General features: G+C 41.2%; 16 protein-coding genes and 1 tRNA gene. 6 read left to right on the top strand and 11 right to left on the bottom strand.

Translation table 11 applies throughout. The features are described 5' to 3' along the window. Positions 1-150 precede the first annotated feature (150 nt). From ychF to C3F22_RS04485, 7 genes are all read right to left on the bottom strand, one after another. Positions 151-1,242, bottom strand: a complete 1,092-nt coding sequence (ychF, locus tag C3F22_RS04455) for a redox-regulated ATPase YchF (RefSeq protein ID WP_004784110.1) — start codon at positions 1,240-1,242, stop codon at positions 151-153. Positions 1,243-1,353: 111 nt separating this feature from the next. Further along, positions 1,354-2,013 carry a methionine ABC transporter permease gene (locus tag C3F22_RS04460; protein ID WP_004784108.1) on the bottom strand — a complete coding sequence of 220 codons (660 nt, stop codon included), beginning with the start codon at positions 2,011-2,013 and terminating at the stop codon, positions 1,354-1,356. Then, positions 1,994-3,064 carry a methionine ABC transporter ATP-binding protein gene (locus C3F22_RS04465; protein ID WP_004784106.1) on the bottom strand — a complete coding sequence of 357 codons (1,071 nt, stop codon included), beginning with the start codon at positions 3,062-3,064 and terminating at the stop codon, positions 1,994-1,996. The genes C3F22_RS04460 and C3F22_RS04465 overlap by 20 nt, the downstream gene beginning before the upstream one ends. Positions 3,065-3,074: 10 nt before the next feature. Then, entirely contained in the window at positions 3,075-3,905 is an 831-nt protein-coding gene (locus tag C3F22_RS04470) for a MetQ/NlpA family ABC transporter substrate-binding protein (protein WP_004784104.1), read from the bottom strand. 19 nt (positions 3,906-3,924) lie between these two features. Next, entirely contained in the window at positions 3,925-5,349 is a 1,425-nt protein-coding gene (locus C3F22_RS04475; protein WP_004784102.1) for an LLM class flavin-dependent oxidoreductase, read from the bottom strand. Then, positions 5,349-6,572: an SfnB family sulfur acquisition oxidoreductase gene (locus C3F22_RS04480; RefSeq protein WP_004784100.1), complete on the bottom strand. Its 1,224-nt coding sequence runs from the start codon at positions 6,570-6,572 to the stop codon at positions 5,349-5,351. Before C3F22_RS04480 ends, C3F22_RS04475 begins: the two co-directional genes overlap by 1 nt. A gap of 11 nt (positions 6,573-6,583) precedes the next feature. Further along, entirely contained in the window at positions 6,584-7,786 is a 1,203-nt protein-coding gene (locus tag C3F22_RS04485; RefSeq protein WP_004784098.1) for an SfnB family sulfur acquisition oxidoreductase, read from the bottom strand. 381 nt (positions 7,787-8,167) lie between these two features. Here C3F22_RS04485 and C3F22_RS04490 point away from each other — a divergent pair, with 381 nt between their 5' ends. After that, positions 8,168-8,932, top strand: coding sequence for a glutathione S-transferase family protein (locus tag C3F22_RS04490; protein WP_004784096.1), 765 nt, complete (start codon positions 8,168-8,170; stop codon positions 8,930-8,932). Positions 8,933-8,989: 57 nt separating this feature from the next. Here the strand turns inward: C3F22_RS04490 and C3F22_RS04495 are convergent, their stop codons facing one another. Continuing rightward, the gene (locus C3F22_RS04495) at positions 8,990-10,270 is read right to left on the bottom strand and encodes a hypothetical protein (protein ID WP_004784094.1); all 1,281 of its coding nucleotides are present in this window, start codon (positions 10,268-10,270) and stop codon (positions 8,990-8,992) included. A 456-nt stretch (positions 10,271-10,726) separates the two neighbouring features. On the opposite strand from C3F22_RS04495, the gene C3F22_RS04500 reads away from it, so the two are divergent. After that, positions 10,727-11,197, top strand: coding sequence for an Lrp/AsnC family transcriptional regulator (locus tag C3F22_RS04500; protein WP_004784091.1), 471 nt, complete (start codon positions 10,727-10,729; stop codon positions 11,195-11,197). 66 nt (positions 11,198-11,263) lie between these two features. Here C3F22_RS04500 and C3F22_RS04505 read toward each other — a convergent pair whose 3' ends face one another. Together C3F22_RS04505 and C3F22_RS04510 are read right to left on the bottom strand one after the other, a co-directional pair. After that, the gene (locus C3F22_RS04505; protein ID WP_004784089.1) at positions 11,264-12,013 is read right to left on the bottom strand and encodes a YebC/PmpR family DNA-binding transcriptional regulator; all 750 of its coding nucleotides are present in this window, start codon (positions 12,011-12,013) and stop codon (positions 11,264-11,266) included. A gap of 243 nt (positions 12,014-12,256) precedes the next feature. Next, positions 12,257-12,811, bottom strand: a complete 555-nt coding sequence (locus C3F22_RS04510) for a 1-acyl-sn-glycerol-3-phosphate acyltransferase (protein ID WP_004784088.1) — start codon at positions 12,809-12,811, stop codon at positions 12,257-12,259. A 167-nt stretch (positions 12,812-12,978) separates the two neighbouring features. Between C3F22_RS04510 and C3F22_RS04520 the strand changes: the two genes are divergently transcribed. The 4 genes from C3F22_RS04520 (at position 12,979) to C3F22_RS04535 (ending at position 16,390) form a co-directional block, all read left to right on the top strand. Continuing rightward, complete coding sequence (locus tag C3F22_RS04520; RefSeq protein WP_104425912.1) at positions 12,979-13,725, top strand: IS5 family transposase; 747 nt, start codon at positions 12,979-12,981, stop codon at positions 13,723-13,725. A gap of 743 nt (positions 13,726-14,468) precedes the next feature. Next, positions 14,469-14,545: transfer RNA gene (locus tag C3F22_RS04525), tRNA-Ile, on the top strand. 193 nt (positions 14,546-14,738) lie between these two features. Then, on the top strand, positions 14,739-15,986 hold the full coding sequence (locus tag C3F22_RS04530) for a tyrosine-type recombinase/integrase (RefSeq protein ID WP_104425913.1): 1,248 nt from the start codon (positions 14,739-14,741) through the stop codon (positions 15,984-15,986). A gap of 38 nt (positions 15,987-16,024) precedes the next feature. Further along, positions 16,025-16,390: a helix-turn-helix transcriptional regulator gene (locus C3F22_RS04535; RefSeq protein ID WP_104425914.1), complete on the top strand. Its 366-nt coding sequence runs from the start codon at positions 16,025-16,027 to the stop codon at positions 16,388-16,390. Positions 16,391-16,544: 154 nt separating this feature from the next. Here the strand turns inward: C3F22_RS04535 and C3F22_RS04540 are convergent, their stop codons facing one another. Next, positions 16,545-16,871: a helix-turn-helix domain-containing protein gene (locus C3F22_RS04540; protein WP_005263383.1), complete on the bottom strand. Its 327-nt coding sequence runs from the start codon at positions 16,869-16,871 to the stop codon at positions 16,545-16,547. Positions 16,872-16,903: the final 32 nt, after the last annotated feature.

Here is a 16,903-nt window from a genome sequence, read left to right on the forward strand (position 1 = left end):
GAGTTGCATTAAATACAATGAGAATTATTATCATTTATGTTGTGAGGTATGGTTTTTATAAATAAGGTGTAAAGATGCTTATGAAAATAGCAAGAAGCCAAATTTGGTAACAAAAAGCCCCAGATTTGGGGCTTTTCTTTGGTTTTAAACTTATACGTTAAAGCGGAAGTGCAGAACATCGCCGTCCTGAACGATATAAGTTTTACCTTCCAAACGCCATTTACCTGCTTCTTTGGCGCCAGCTTCGCCGTTGTACTGTACGAAGTCATCGTAAGCAATACATTCAGCACGGATAAAGCCTTTTTCGAAGTCAGTGTGGATTACACCCGCAGCTTGAGGCGCAGTAGCGCCGACTTTAACCGTCCAGGCGCGAACTTCCTGTACGCCAGCAGTAAAGTAAGTTTGTAGACCAAGCAATGAATAACCTGCACGAATCACCACGTTCAGACCTGGTTCTTCCATGCCCATAGCTTCCAGGAATTCAGCACGGTCTTCATCTTCAAGCAATGAAATTTCTGCTTCGATCTGGTTACAAAGTGGAACCACGATTGCATTTTCAGCAGCAGCCAGTTCACGTACAGCATCTAAATGCGGGTTATTTTCAAAACCGTCTTCAGCCACGTTGGCGATATACATGGTTGGTTTAAGCGTTAACAGACCAAAACCACGTACCAGTTTACGTTCGTCATCATCTAAGGTTGCAGCACGAGCAGGTTTGCCTTCATCTAAAAGAGGAAGAATTTTATCTAGAACTGCTTTAGTCGCGATCGCTTCTTTATCGCCACCTTTGGCAGACTTCGCCAAACGAGTCACTGCTTTAGTCACAGTTTCAAGATCAGCTAGAGCAAGTTCAGTGTTAATCGTTGCGATATCATCAAGCGGATCAATTTTACCGTTGACGTGAATCACGTTTTCATCTTCGAAACAACGGACAACATGAGCAATTGCATCCGTTTCACGGATATTCGCCAGGAACTGATTACCCAGACCTTCGCCTTTAGATGCACCAGCAACCAGACCCGCGATGTCCACGAATTCCATGGTAGTTGGTACCACGCGTTGTGGTTTTACGATTTCAGCAAGTTTGTCCAGGCGTGGATCAGGCACAGGCACGATACCGGTGTTTGGTTCAATCGTACAGAATGGGAAGTTTTCCGCAGCAATTGCAGCTTTAGTTAATGCATTGAAAAGCGTAGATTTACCAACGTTAGGCAGGCCTACAATACCACAATTAAAACCCATGAAATAACTCACAAAGCGTTATATAAAAATTGCCAGTGATTTTACATGAAAGCCATGACAAAGTCAGGTCATGGCTGGATGCTTTGTTGAAAACTTATGAAATAGATGTTTTTAAATTTTACGTTTATCGAGCTGATTCGATAGGGTGTCACCAGTGGCCTGAACTAGCATGACCAGAATTACCAGCACCACAATCACGGCTAGCATGATCTGCATATCAAAACGCTGATAGCCATAACGATAGGCGATATCACCCAATCCACCTGCACCGATCGCACCGGCAATCGCCGAGGAGTTAATCATGGTCACCAAAGTGACGGTAAAACCAGCCACAATCCCCGGTAAAGCTTCAGGCAATACCACATGCCAGATAATCTGCTTACGGTTACAGCCAATTGCTTGAGCCGCTTCTATCAGCCCCTGATCGACTTCACGTAGGCTTACTTCAGCAATCCGGGCAAAGAAAGGAGTCGCTGCTAAGGTTAAAGGTACAACGGCTGCCCAGACACCATAGCTGGTCCCCACAATCCAGCGGGTAATAGGAATCAGCGCCACCATCAAAATCAGGAAAGGCACCGAACGGGTAATATTCACAACCCAGCCCAAAGCCTGATTAATGGGTTTAGATGGGTAAATACCATGTTCAGACGTACTGACTAACACTACCGCCATTGGTAAGCCAATTAAAAAGGCAACGATTGCGGATACACCGACCATGATGAGGGTATCAGTAGTTCCTGTCAGTAATAAATCAATGAGTTGGTCGTGCATAGCCAATCACCTCAATTTGTGCAATGTGTTGTTTTAATTTTTGCTGAAGTAAGTCGGTATCCAGATTCAGATCAGCAACCGCGACAATCAGGCTACCGACCAGATGATTCTGGATGCTGTCGATATGACTTTGATAGAGATGCACCGGATGCTCGAACTGTTCGAAAATCACTTTCAAATCTGGTGAATGCTGAACACTAGAGGCATAGCGAAGTTTGATAATGCTATGTGTAGTATCAGCAGTGACTTCAGGACTGATCGCAAATGGCAGTTCCAGTTGTTCCAGATTCAGCAGTTCCTGGGTGATTTGTTGCTGTGGATTGGAGAATACAGACCAGACTTCACCGGATTCAACAATTTCACCTTTTTCAATTACGACGACTTGATCGCAGATTTCACGAATGACCTGCATCTCATGGGTGATTAGTACAATAGTGAGGCCGAGTTTCTGGTTGATTTCTTTCAGTAAAGACAGTACCACTGAAGTGCTTTCTGGGTCTAGTGCAGAAGTGGCTTCATCACAGAGTAGAATTTCCGGATGATGCACCAGCGCACGGGCAATGCCGACACGCTGCTTTTGTCCGCCGGATAACTGAGAAGGGTAGTTCTGCGCTTTTTCGCTTAAGCCGACCAGTTGCAGGACTTCATTCACGCGTGCATCAATGTCTGATTTTTTATAATTCGCGACTTTTAAAGGTAGTGCTACATTTTCCCAGACGGTTTTGGCTGACATCAGGTTGAAGTGCTGAAAGATCATGCCAATGCGCTGACGTAACTGGATAAGTTCAGCATGGGTGAGCCCAGCCAGATCTTGTTGATGGATATGGATATGACCCTCACTGATCTGTTCCAGACCATTCAAAGTACGTAGTAGCGAAGATTTCCCCGCGCCACTTTTTCCGATAATCCCGAAGATATTTCCTTCAGGAATATCCAGATTGATGTCCTTTAAGGCATGTACCGATTTGCCTTGTACCTCATAGTATTTGTTCAGGTTGCGGATTTTGATATGCGGAACGTAAAACGCCACCTGAGAACCAAAACTCACCATAGTATTCTCCTTATTTCCAGCCCGGGAACCAGAGCTTCGCACCAAAGTCAGCATCTAGTGCTTCCTTCACGCGAGGTGAGTTCTGATAGATTTCAACAAATTTTTTCAGCTTGTCATTTTTGTCCTGATAGTCTTCATGTACGGCAAACAGGATCGCGTAACGGTTGTCCTTGTTAGAGTCAAATAGCAATGCTTGTTCTGGATCAGCTGTTTTAGCCAGACGTAGGTAGTGTGGATAGCCAAATGCTAAATCAACATCATCAATGGCACGCGCAGTTTGCGGACCTTCAACTTCAACGAATTGCAGTTTTTTCGGATTCACTGCAATATCTTTTAGGCTAGAAAGGTGGTTGTTTGGATCTTTTAAAGTTACCAGTTTGGCTTGTTGCAATAACAGTAGCGCACGACCTTGATTGACTGGATCATTTGGTACTACAACTTTTGCGCCGTCTTTAAGTTCATCCAGACTGTTAATTTTCTTGGAATACAGGCCAACGTGAGTCGCTGCACCTTTGGCAAATGCCTTGATTTTAAAATCAGTTTCTTTCTTGGCATTATCCAAAAATGGCTGATGCTGGAAGAAGTTGGCATCAATATCGCCATGATTCAGGGTGATATTCGGTGTATTCCAGTCCGAGAACTCGACCAGTTTGACATTCACACCTTGCTGTCTGGCTTCTTCTGCTGCGACCTGTAAAGGCTTAGCAAAAGATGGGCTGATCCCAATCACCAGTTCATCCGAACCGGATTTCTTTTGCTGGTTCCACACCACCAGTCCGATAATGACGGCGGCAATAATCACCCCAACAACGGTGAATTTTGTTTTAACGGTTTGTGCCATGTTGCACCTCAAAATAAATTTATGCTGATTGTTTTTGTTTTAGGTTCGTGTTCGCTGTTGAGGCGGAGCTTTGACATCGGAATTGCTGCACTGGATGCGCACTAGGTAAGCGGTCTCCTTGCTGAAATAGCTTGTGTCTGAAACTGCCTTGTTCATATTCAGTTTTATAGCGTCCGCGCTGCTGTAATTCAGGAATCACTAATTGGATAAAATCCTGATGCGATTCAGGTGCAACCGTGCGAGTCAGGTTGAAGCCATCAATACCGGTTTCATCAATCAGCTGAATCAGTTTTTCTGCCACTGTTGCGCCATTACCTACGATAAGTGGATAACGACCACCCAGCTCATGTTGAGCTTTCAGGTCATTGGGTGTGATCTGCTGCTCTTTGAATTTGTCATTAACCGTCGCAATACTATTGGTCTTCTTGTAAGGAATTGGTTCATCATCAGCAAATTTGGACAGGTCAATGCCAACTGAGCTGGAATAATGTGCAAGACCTGCTTCAGGGCTGGCATAGGCGCGATATTCATCCAGCTTTTGCTGTGCCAGTTCATCCGTTTCTGCAGTCACGATGGTAATGCCGACAAAAATCTTGATCGCTTCAGGATCACGGCCTTGTTCAGTGGCCTGACGACGAATCTGATCAACCTGTTTTTTAATCTTGTCCGGATGATCACCACCAATAAACATGCCTTCAGTATGTTGAGTAGCAAAGGCCATACCCCGTGGTGAAGCACCGGCTTGGAACAGCACAGGCGTACGTTGAACAGAAGGTGAAACCTGGAACACGCCCTGGCTACGATAAAATTGACCCTGATGATTGACCTGGTGCACCTTGGCTGGATCAGTAAAGATACGTTGCTGCTTGTCTTTCAGCACAGCATCATCTTCCCAGGAGCCTTCCCAGAACTTGTAGCACAGCTGTAAAAATTCTTCGGCCTGTTCATAACGTAAGTCGTGATCTTTCAAGCCATTTTCACCAATCAGGCGCTGCGCACTGTCCAGATAACCAGTAACAATATTCCAGCCGATACGGCCATGGGTCAGATGATCCAGACTGGCAAAACGGCGGGCGAACTGATATGGCGACTCATAGCTGAGATTCACCGTGACCCCAAAACCGAGATTTTTAGTGACGGTTGCCATGGCAGACACCAGCGTGCTTGGATCATGGCTGGGTAACTGAATTGATTCTTTTAAAGTCAGATCAATGCCATTTTGATAGACGTCATACACCCCGGTAATGTCGGCAATAAACAGACCATCGAACAGGCCTTTTTCAAGCGTTTTTGCCAGATCAGTCCAGTAGCTCAGCTCATTAAAACGGTGTGACTCATCTCGTGGGTGAGTCCATAAACCATGATTGATATGACCCACGCAGTTCATATCAAAGGCATTGAGCAGGATTTTTTTTGCTTTTGGATCAGTCTTAGTAATTGTCATTACAATGTCCCCCGGCGTGGAGGCAGTACACCATTCAGCAAATAATTGGCAATGAAATAGTATTTCCAGCGTGAGGCATCGTGCAGGGTATGCACGCGAGCATTACGCCAGAAACGGTCCAGTCCATCTTCGCGCTGGCTGCCACGGCTGCCGGCCAGTTCAATTAGTTTTGATGATGCTTTTAAAGCAGTTTCACTACTGTGTGCACGGGCTTTGGCTACATCCAGTGAGGCTTTGGCAACCCTAGCTTCAGTTGGGTCAGCTTTAGCAGCATCAACGGAACGGCCAGCCTGTTTGAGCAAGACTTCGGAAGCACGTACATCTGTTACGACACGACCGAGTTCAAATTTGGTCAGTGGATCATCTGTAGCATTGTCTACACCAGAATCAATCCACGGACGTGCCTGACGTACACGGTTTAAGGTTTCCTCAAATGCAGCGCGGGCAATACCGGTTTCAATGGAGGCATGCAGCAATTGTGCAAAAGGTCCGGAAATGGTTGGGTGGGAATAGGCTGTATCAAAACGCACCACATCTTCTTCAAGCACGTGTACGTTATCGAATTTCACTGTACCACTGCCCGTGGTACGCTGGCCAAAACCGCTCCAGTCATCAATCAAGGTGAGACCTTCGCTGTCACGTGGCACAAAAGCCAGGAATTGCTGCTCGCTTTCATCCACGACCAATGTTGGGATGCGGTGCGCAAACAGGCTGCCGGTGCAATAGAATTTTTCGCCGTTAATGACATAGCCTTGCTCGGTTTTGCGGATCGCGGTTTGACGCTGTGCAGCAGTCTTGGTCTTGAATTCAGCTAGGGCATTACCAAAACGTGCACCTTTTAAGACTTCGGCATAGAGTTTCTGTTTTTGTTCCTCCGTGCCGTTATTGCGCAGGATTTCGAGACCATAGAAATGGTTTTGCGGAATCTGACCGATTGATCCATCCACACCGCTCATTAGGGCAATGACTTGTGCCACCGTATAGCTAGACACTTCTGCACCACCATATTCTTTAGGTACAGTAATCGCCCAGAGTCCGGACTGGCTATAAGCCTCGATTTCTTCGAAAGGCAGAATACGTTCAGCATCACGTTGTACTGAATTAATCTTGAACTGCTCTGCCAGATTATGGGCAATTTCTAGTGCTTCTTCATCAGATTTGATGATGTGCGCATGTGTCAGCTGTTCTGACTGCAATGGACTAATGTTTTGAAATGAAGTCATGGCAAATATCCTTAAATCCAGGCGTGGCGGGCAGGGAGTTTATGATTCAGGTAATAATCCCCAAGTGCATGCAGCTTCCAGCGGATCGGGTCATGCAAGGTATGCACACGGGCATTACGCCAATGCTGATCCAGATTGTGCTGACTGAGGCTGGAGCGACTTCCACCCAATTCCAGTAATTTTTCCGAGATATGCAAAGCTGCATCATTGGCATAGACCTTGGCTTCAGCCACCAGAATTGAGGCTTTGGCTGCCTGCTCATCGGTCACTGCTTCCAGTTGATCCAGTTCATCCAGATATTCAGCGGCTTCATCCAGCAGTAAAATCGCGGCATCGAGCAGCACAGAAGATTTGCCAACTTCCTGCAGGGTATAATGTTCTAAGCTGGCTTTTTCGACTTGAGCATCGACAATTGGACGTGCTTTTTGTACGGCAGTCAGCGTATCGGCAAAAGCAGCTTCGGCAATGCCGACATCAATCGCGACCTGCATCAATTGGGAATAGGCACCGCGGTAGCTTGGTTGATTTCCTAACAGACGCTCATCAAAAATCAATAGCGGATCAACTTCGACATGCTGAAGTTTGATGGTACCACTCGAAGTCGTGCGTTGACCAAAGCCATTCCAATTGTCGATCACTTCCACACTTTCAGCATTGCGGTCGATAATGGTTAGTACTACATGGCCTTCTGGATGAATCGCTTTAATCGCCAGCCAATGGGCAAAGCTACTGCCAGTTGAATAGAATTTCTCGCCATCCACAAAATAGCGACCGTTTTCAAGGGTAAGTGTGGTTGCCAAGGTTTTAGTATCTTTAGTATTTCGTTCCGGGCCACCATTCGCCAGACGCTTACCTTTTAGAATTTCGTTATAAATAAACTGTTTTTGTTCTTCTGTGCCCATGATGTGGATCATGTTGAGTAATGCAATCTGGTTCTGCGGAATCTGTCCAACACTAGAGTCAGCCTTATTAATAATCCGGAATACATGCGCCAGGGTTTTATTGGTAACAAATGCACCGCCATACTGTTTCGGAATGCGCATGCCGCCCAGACCTTTCTGGCTGAACAGGTCAATCTCAGCAAAAGGTAATAGACGTTGCTGATCACGCTGATTACGACCTTCCAGGGCAAAGTCTGCAACCTGATAAGCAGCATTAATTGCGTCGAGATCATTTTCGATGATATGAACTTTTTCAGAAGTTAAACGAGACATAATGACATCCTAAATCGATGCCAAAACGTTACAGCGAAAGCTTTATGTAATTAAGTAATTGCTTTTGCAAAGCTTATGAAAAAAGCTATTTAAGATAAAAACTGCTAGATTCTTATAAATTTGGAATATAGTAACTGATTAAAATTAAATAGGTTTTTAATATTTCCTTGTTTTTAAAAGATGAGTTTAAAGCAGTGCATATCTGCTTTATAGATAATCAAGACAAAAAAATGTATAAAAATACTCATCGCCGTGTTGAATAAGCAACATCTTTATTTTGAATAAAAAGTTCATTGTATTTCCAGTCTGGGGTGACTAAAGTATCCGACTAAATTAGATGGTTTTAATGCGATCTGACCTAAAAACAAGCATGGAGAATTTATGCGCATCTTATACCAGTTTCCACTTTCTCATTTTTGTGAAAAGGCACGTTGGATGCTGGATTACAAAGAACTGGAATATGTTGCGCAAAATCTGATGCCGGGTGCCCATCGTGCCTTTACCCGCCTGAAAACCGGACAAAATCGTTTACCGATTCTGCGTGATCGGGAACAGTGGATTGCGGACTCGACCAAAATCGCCCTATATCTGGATGAGCAATATCCTGAACACCGTCTGCTACCTGCAGAAGCAAGCTTGCGCCAGCAGGCATTAGATATTGATGAAATCACTCAGGAATTAGGCCGCCATGTGCGTCGCTGGATGCTGGCTCAGGCTTTATCGCATGATCATGAATCAATGGACATCCTGATTGGTGAAAAAGGCTATCTGCGCCAGTTTGAAAAATTCTCCAAGCCATTGCTAAAAACCCTTTTGACCAAGGGTTATGCCTTAACTGAAGAAACACTGGAACAGTCCAAACAATTTATCAAGGATTCGGTTGAGCAGCTTAACCAGATCCGTGTGGAAAAAGAAGGATCTTATCTCGTCGGTTCGCGTTTCTCTCTGGCCGATATTGCCGTCTGTTCGATTCTGGCCCCTCTATTGGCTATTCCGGGAACGCCGTGGGAGAGGGAAAGCTTTGAGTCAATGTCGGATGAATACCGGGAATATCAAAGTCATCTGGCTGAGTTGCCATTAGGGCAATATATTCAAAAGATGTATCGTAATGAGCGCAATGCCCGTGTTGATTGGCGCGGTGTATAAAATTAAAAATGAAATAAAAAAAACGCGCATAAAGCGCGTTTTTTGATGAGATTAGAATTAACCCCAAGGGCTGGTCTGATCAATATCACTTGGTTTATTGAATCCACTGAGCAGTGAGCTAAAGTCAAACTTCTGCAGGGAACTACCACTTGAGAGATTGGTAATGGTCTCTTTAATGGTTGGGAGGATTTCAGTAATGCTGATATTCGTAGCCGTATCAGTATTACTAATGCCGGAAATCAATTCGCTAAGATCAGGCAGTTGTAGGGACGAGTTGTTACCGACTAAATTGTCAACACTATCCGTGAATGCATCCAGACCTAAACCGTCTAAGCTTGGCACGCCAGAACCGAGTGACCCGAGCAGGTCGCCAATTTCAGGACACTGAACACCATCCAGAAGATCCGAGAATTGACCTTTGCTATCAATCAGCGCAATCACAGGTTTTAGTGCGGTAATCACATTGTTGAGGTCGCTGGATAAGGTGAGTAGTGATGGGTTATTCACAAAGTCCAGTACCACTTGTACCCCATTCAGGACATCGTAAAGCGTATTTACGATTTCTGCCTGATCAGCATCAAGAACGTCATTATTCGCTAATAGATTCAATAGTGGATTGATGCCTTTTAGTACATCCGCGATGGTGTCTGGCACATTACCTGAACCTGCAGAACTGATTGCAGATACCAATGTAGTCACACTACCAACCACTGTTGGTAAAACTTGCGTAAGTTGATTCATATCAATAGATGAATTACCTGTATCAATCGATGCAAGCAGTGGCATCAGGCTTTGCGCTACAGTTTGCGCAATGGTGCCAGCATCGATATTGCCTGAATTGCTAATTAGACCACTGAGCAAATCGGTAATAGCACCGATATCAAGATTACTGCTTGCATTGCTCATTAGGTTACTGGCTAACAGATTGACTGAACTGGTATCTAAACTACCTGTTGAGCCACCGATTAAGCCGCTAACTAATTGAACGATTTGCGTAATACCAATATCACCACCTTGCAATAAGTTGCCAGCCAGTTCAGCAATTTTACTAACATCCAGATTGCCAGCACTGCCACCTATCAATCCGCTGACCAATTTGATAACTGCATTTAAATCCAGGGTTAAGGTATTACCACCCATTAAGCTGCTAAGCAGATTGCTGATTGAACCTATGTCGAAACTGCCACCATTGGCTTTCGTTAACTGGCTAATTAAATCAGTGAGGGAACTGGGATTTAAACTATTGCCAGAAAGCAGGCTGTTTAAGAGAGAATCCAGGGAAGGAGGTAGAGGGGGTAGAACCTGTAATAGAACCAATAATGCCAGAAAGACTGCCACCCAATAAACCGCTGAGTAAACTCGTATTTTACGTCTCTGTCGTGAGCACGGGACTGAGTTTAATTTTAATTGAACTAAGAATACTAAAAGCCATAACCGTTCCTTGCGAATTTTTATCTTGTTATGTTTGTTGTGTGTTTTAGATAAACCGCTCAATTCTTATTCAATTTCTATACAAGTGTAAATCTAAGTTGGATTAATCATGCTTTGCAAATTCAGTTATCAGCTTCATAGTTTTTATTCATAAATAGTTTAGTGATAAATAAGAATAATTTATTTAAAAGCGTCGCTTATCGAAAATTTGTTTTATACGACGACCGACCATAAACATGGCTTAAAACTAGTCATTGAGATGTGTCTGGCATTTTTTTTCAAATAACTGGTAATTTACGAAAAAAATCACAATACTAAGAGTTAAATGATGATGTATTTAAATAAAATGGCAAGAGATTAGAGATGGAATTAGATCGTTTTGATAAGCATATTCTTGAAATTTTGACCCATGAAGATGTCAATCTAAATGAACTCTCTGAAAGAGTAAATTTATCTGTGAGTTCGGTGCACCGCAGGATCAAACATTTAATCGATCATAATATTATCAGTGGCTTGAAGCGCGAAATTAATTATCAAAAATTGGGCTTTAGCCTGCATGTGCTGTTGCAGGTTTCCTTGAGCAAGCATGATAGCGATACTTTTGCCAAATTTTTAGAAGAATTAGAAAATATTCCGGAAGTCATTAACGCTTTCCTGGTGACAGGACAGTCTGCGGATTTTATTGTCGAAGTTGTGGCACGTGATATGGAAAATTATAGTCAGATTCTATTAAGTAGAATTGGTAAGATCGAGCATGTTGTAGCGCTGCATTCCAGCTTCGTGATTAAGGAATATAATGTCTTTAACTGTAGTGGTCTTTTAAATAAGGTTTAAAATTCCAGGTATTTTTTAACAAATATAAAAAACGCACCCGAAGGTGCGTTTTGATCTGCTAGAAGATTAGGCATCAAGTTGCGCTAAAACTTCATCAGAGAATTCAACGTTGGTATAAACGTTTTGAACATCATCCAGATCTTCAAGCATATCAATCATTTTCATGATTTTTTTCGCTTGGTCGATATCTGTGATTTCAGCTTTGGTAGACGGGCTCATCACCACTTCTGCGTTATCAGATTTTAAACCTGCAGCAGCTAAAGCATCTTGTACTGTACCGAAGCTTTCTGGCGTAGTGATGACCAGAATTTCATCTTCATCCACTTCGATGTCTTCCGCGCCCGCTTCAAGTGCTACTTCCATGATTTGATCTTCTAAAGACACATCTTCAAAAGTAATCTCACCACGTTTAGTGAACAGGAAGGACACTGAACCGTTGGTACCGAGGTTACCATCAGTTTTAGTGAAGCAGTGACGTACATCAGGAACCGTACGGTTCAGGTTATCTGTCATAGTTTCAACAATAACTGCAACGCCGCCTACGCCATAACCTTCATAGGTTACTTCTTTCAGATCGTCGTTATCTTCACCACCGGCACCACGCTGAATCGCGCGATTGATCACATCACGTGTCATGTTTACAGATAATGCTTTTTCTACAACAGCACGTAGACGAGGATTACTACCCGCATCAGCGCCACCGAGTTTGGCAGCAGTTGTTAATTCACGAATGTATTTGGTAAACAACTTACCACGACTGGCATCTTGTTTTGCTTTACGATGCTTAATATTGGCCCACTTGGAATGACCCGCCATGCGAAATATGCTCCTTGTAGATTGGCTGTATGCCTATCGAATTGCGCCGATTCTACCATAAGCTCTTTTTTTGAAAAAAGAGTCTGGATTTGAGATTTAATGATAATGCCAAAAAAATAGGCAGTAAAACAGAAAGGCAAAACAATAAATGTAAATAAAAACTTAAGAAAATATTTGCTGAGAAAATACCTAAATAAGAAAAGGGCAGGAGAAATATTATTCTCAAGCCCTTTCATGGAGTGTTTATTCCGGGATAATGATATCTAGACCAACATTCTCTTTATAGAGCTGCTTGATTAAAGCCAGATCATGTGCAAGATCAGTCGGATAAATTTTGCCAAAAATCCCACCTTGCTTAGTCTTGGAATTGGCATACATAAGCACAATTGGCACATTGGCAGCTTTGGCAATATGCCAGAAACCGGTACGGATCGGTTTACGCGTTTCACCATTTTTGGCACGGGTGGCTTCAGGTGCGATCACCAGATTGAATTTTTCATTATTCTGAAAATGTTCAACCATTACGCTGACAATATCCTTATTCGCCTTACGGTCGACCGCGATACCACCCATGGCTTCCAGAATTGGTTTCATTGGGCCTTTGAACAGTTCTTTCTTGATCAGGGTATGAATTTTGATGTCATACATCTTAAAGAGCGCCAAAGATAGAACCGCATCCATCATGGATGTATGTTCAAATCCAACAATGACCTGTTTATCTTCGAGCACATCAGGTTCGACATGATATTGCCAACCGGCAAGTTTAAATGCAGATTCGCCAATAAATTTGTTGAGCATAAATAGAAAGAAATAAGAGCTAACGGTATGAACTGCATAATTTCTTCCTGTTCTTATTCACAGTCAATAGGCTTTATTTCAAATTCATTAGGGTGTGTTGACACTTTTAGCTTAAAAAATAGCGAAGTAGTAAAATCAAATCGCCAAACCCAATTTTACTATTCGCTATGCCTCGTACCATGCTGACAGATCAACACTGGCAAAAGTTGAAAACTATTTTGCGTAATTTATCTATTCATCACAACTCAAACTTACGTAATTTTATTGAAGCTATTCTCTATAGAATTAGAACAGGCTGTCCGTGGCGAGATATTCCTTCTTGTTTTGGTCATTCCAACTCTATTTTCAAACGTTTTAATCGTTGGTCAAGCAGTGGTAAGTTACTTAGATTATTCAAATTATTAGCATCATGCCCCGATATGGAGTGGATTTTTATTGATGGCGCTCACGTACGTGCTCATCAACATTCTGCCGGTATAGCGAATCAATCTATTTCTAAAAGTGTAGGAGGAAACTCCTCAAAAATACATTTGATTGTTGATGCACATGGCAATCCTATTGATTTCATGATTACCGATGGAACCACACATGACGTCAAAGTTGCACCTGATTTAATATCAACATTAGACTTAAAAGAGACAAAAGTGGTCTGCGCAGATAAAGGCTATGATTCAGAACCACTGCGTGAACAGATCAGAAAAACAGGGACAAAAGCGAATATACCAAAGAAAATAAATAGCCAATCGAACAATGATCATATGGACTGGTATTTATATAAAATCAGGCATTTAGTTGAAAATATGTTTTGTACATTAAAGCAATTTAGAGGAATAGCTACTCGATATGACAAGCTCAAAAGAAATTATCAAAGTTCTGTTGCTTTAGCCTGTGTATTTTTATGGCTACCTTTATAGGTTTAATTATGAACAGTAAATGTCAACAGACCCTAATAATATGAAAAATCCAAGATCAAAAAAGTATATTCAATAGTTTTTTAAGACCTGAAAGATATAAATAAATACTTAATAATCATTAGTATATATCATCTTATATAAAATAAGTCTTAAAATGATGAAAAAATGACTATCCAGCACAAATTTTAGTTATTAGACTTTTGTCAAAGAAAAGAAGAAATTGTGTCTTTTCTATTTTGTGGTCATTTTCTCTCTGATATTGAAACCTATGACGTATATTACAGCTTTCACGTTCTCAATGCTTCTTTTAGCACTGGTTATTGTATGGTCTTTAATCGAAATCTATATGGATTTGCGTAAAGACGAGAAATTGGAATCGGAATTTTAGTCTTTATAACTTTTTAAAGAATATCTTCTGAGATTGTATTTCTATACATAATAGTTGGTATTTTTATTGGTTATGATTGTATTGAGACGTAAAAGCGATCAATTTATTAATTTGATATTCGAATAATTAGCACAGCTCTCTTTATTTTAAATAGAAAATATAGATGTCATATGAGGCTTTTGCTAGCTCAACTTAGACTGAAGTCTTAAATCCTAAACAGAACAGTTATTAAAGATAAAAAATGATTGCTGGCTAAGTGTGCAAGCAGCAAGAAAAGTACTTGTTTTTTGATCTAATCTTGGCTAGTATTCAATGCGCCTGAACTAGTTGAAATATAACAAATTCAGCCTATATAGGGCCTATAGCTCAGTTGGTTAGAGCAGCGGACTCATAATCCGTTGGTCGACAGTTCAAGTCTGTCTGGGCCCACCAAATTTTATAATCATATACACTCATATGAAATTCAAACCCTTAATTCTAAAAGAGTTAAGGGTTTTTTATTGCTTTGTTTAAACTTATATAACTTCGTATGGGAACACGCTCTGTGTATCCTTGTTTGTATCCTAAATTTAAAATATAACTCAGGGATACACCAAGGAAAAAATCTCTGGAGATTCCATAAGTTATGAAAACAAATGATGTAAAAAGTGATGTAAACGCTCATTCAAAAAATACACCTCAGAATGTAAATGTAAGACGTAAAAAAAGCGTTGAAGATATTTACAAAGCACTCAAGCCGAAAGCTAAAGAATATCGTCAACCTACAGACATTGCTGGATTGTATTGTCGAGTTCAGCCAAACGGTAAAAAGTCTTGGCAGTATCGGTATAAGAATGATCAAGGTAAATGGGCATGGATTGGTTTGGGGGCTTATCCAACAGTAAATTATGTACAGGCACGAGAAAAAGCAGAAGGTATGTTAAATGGTACGCTTGAAATAAAAACACAGGCTGAGATTAAAAAAATAAAGTTACAAGATAAAGATGCCTTATTTTCTACTTTAATGAATGAGTGGTTAGAACGTAAGAAATTAACGTGGAAAGCTGAAACCTACCGAAAAGAAAAACAGTCCATTGAGAAACATCTTTTATCAGTTTTTGGGGATCGGGAGTACGCTACAATTACTTCTAGAGAGTGGTTAAATCATTATACAGAAAAACAAATTAACGAAGGTATTTTTAACCGTATTGAAAAATTGATCTCATACTGCTATGGAGCCTATAGTTTAGCTAAATTTAAGAAAGATCTCCTATATAACCCTTTAGAAGGTATAAGAGATCATTTAGCTAAAGGGGAAACAGAGAGCATGAAGCATGTAAAAATTCATGAGTTACCTGAAATGATCTCTTTAATCAGAAATTCCTCTTCTCGACCCGTGGCGATCGGCTTAGAGCTTTTAATTCATATGTTCCCTCGACCAGGGGAGCTGAGACAGGCACGATGGGAACAATTTGATTTTGCTGAAGCTGTATGGATCCGACCGCCGAGTATGATGAAAAGAGGCATTGAGCATGGTATACCGCTATCTCAACATGTTATGAACCTTCTAATAGAGTTAAAAGAGATTTCTCCAGAAAGTGAATACTTATTTCCAAGCCGTGACAATATTAATAAACCGATTTCTAATTTGACATTTAATGCGGCATTAAACAGGTTGGGGTATCGAGGTAAGCAAAATCCCCATGGATTTAGGCATATTGCATCAACAAATTTGAATAAAAATTTTAGTTCTAAATCTCAGGTGATCGAGTCTGCGCTGTCTCACTTAAAAGGTGGCGTTAAAGGGGCATATGATAAAGAAGCACATCTAGAAGAACGCTACGAAATAATGCAATGGTGGAGTAATTATATCGAGTCTTTACTTAAGCATTAACACAAAAACGTGATCACTTTTTTTGTGTTTTAGGACGGATGGGATTTGAATTATTTTTTTTTGATAGCATGGTTTCTCTATTATTAAACGAGGATCCTCAATTGGATCATTTTAGAGCACATACATCACATACTCGTCGTAGTATTGTACGTACTGTTAAAAAATTTGATGATTTAGATATACCAGTGGTTTGTCACAATATGAAGCCATTTCGCTTAAAATACAACCAAGTTTGTGAGTTGCTTAATGTAACACGAGATTGCTTACGTAAAATCATCGAAAATGATCTTTCATTTCCACGGCCATTGAAAGAATGTAGTACTCGTCAAGCAGCAGTATATTTTGATACAGCCGAAATTGAAGAGTGGTATAAAACTTACAAAGCTAAATGTAGGAGTGAATAATCACTATTTAAACAACCATCTAGGCAATACTAGATGATCAATTCCACATAGCAAACACACAATGTGTTTATATCCATTTCGGGGCTATGCAAAAAAACCACTTTAAGTGGTTTTTTAATTTTCTAGTCTTCAGATTCTATATGCAGGGTCGACTCTAGTTATGATCTAAAGAAACAATAAATTTCTCAATCATTCTTCGCTCAACCTCAGGTAATTTTTGCAGGGTGCTCACAAGGGGATCAACACCTAATGCACTCATATCTTTACTTCGTCCTAGGATGTAGTCTGCTGATATATTAAGTACGACAATGAGCTTATAAAAATTTTCTAAAGAAGGTTTACGTGAGCCCGACTCAAAATGCGCAATAGAGGTTACGGGTATTCCCGTTTTTTCAGCAAGTTCTTGCTGTGTCAGCTTTCGTATCTTTCTGACTTCTTTCAATCGAATTTTAAGTTCATTCGAGTCTAATTCAAGTGTCATTATTACCGCCAAATAGACAATAAAAACTTGAC

The sequence above is a fragment of the Acinetobacter sp. ACNIH1 genome, assembly GCF_002934695.1.
In the GTDB taxonomy this organism is placed as follows: Bacteria; Pseudomonadota; Gammaproteobacteria; order Pseudomonadales; family Moraxellaceae; genus Acinetobacter; species Acinetobacter variabilis.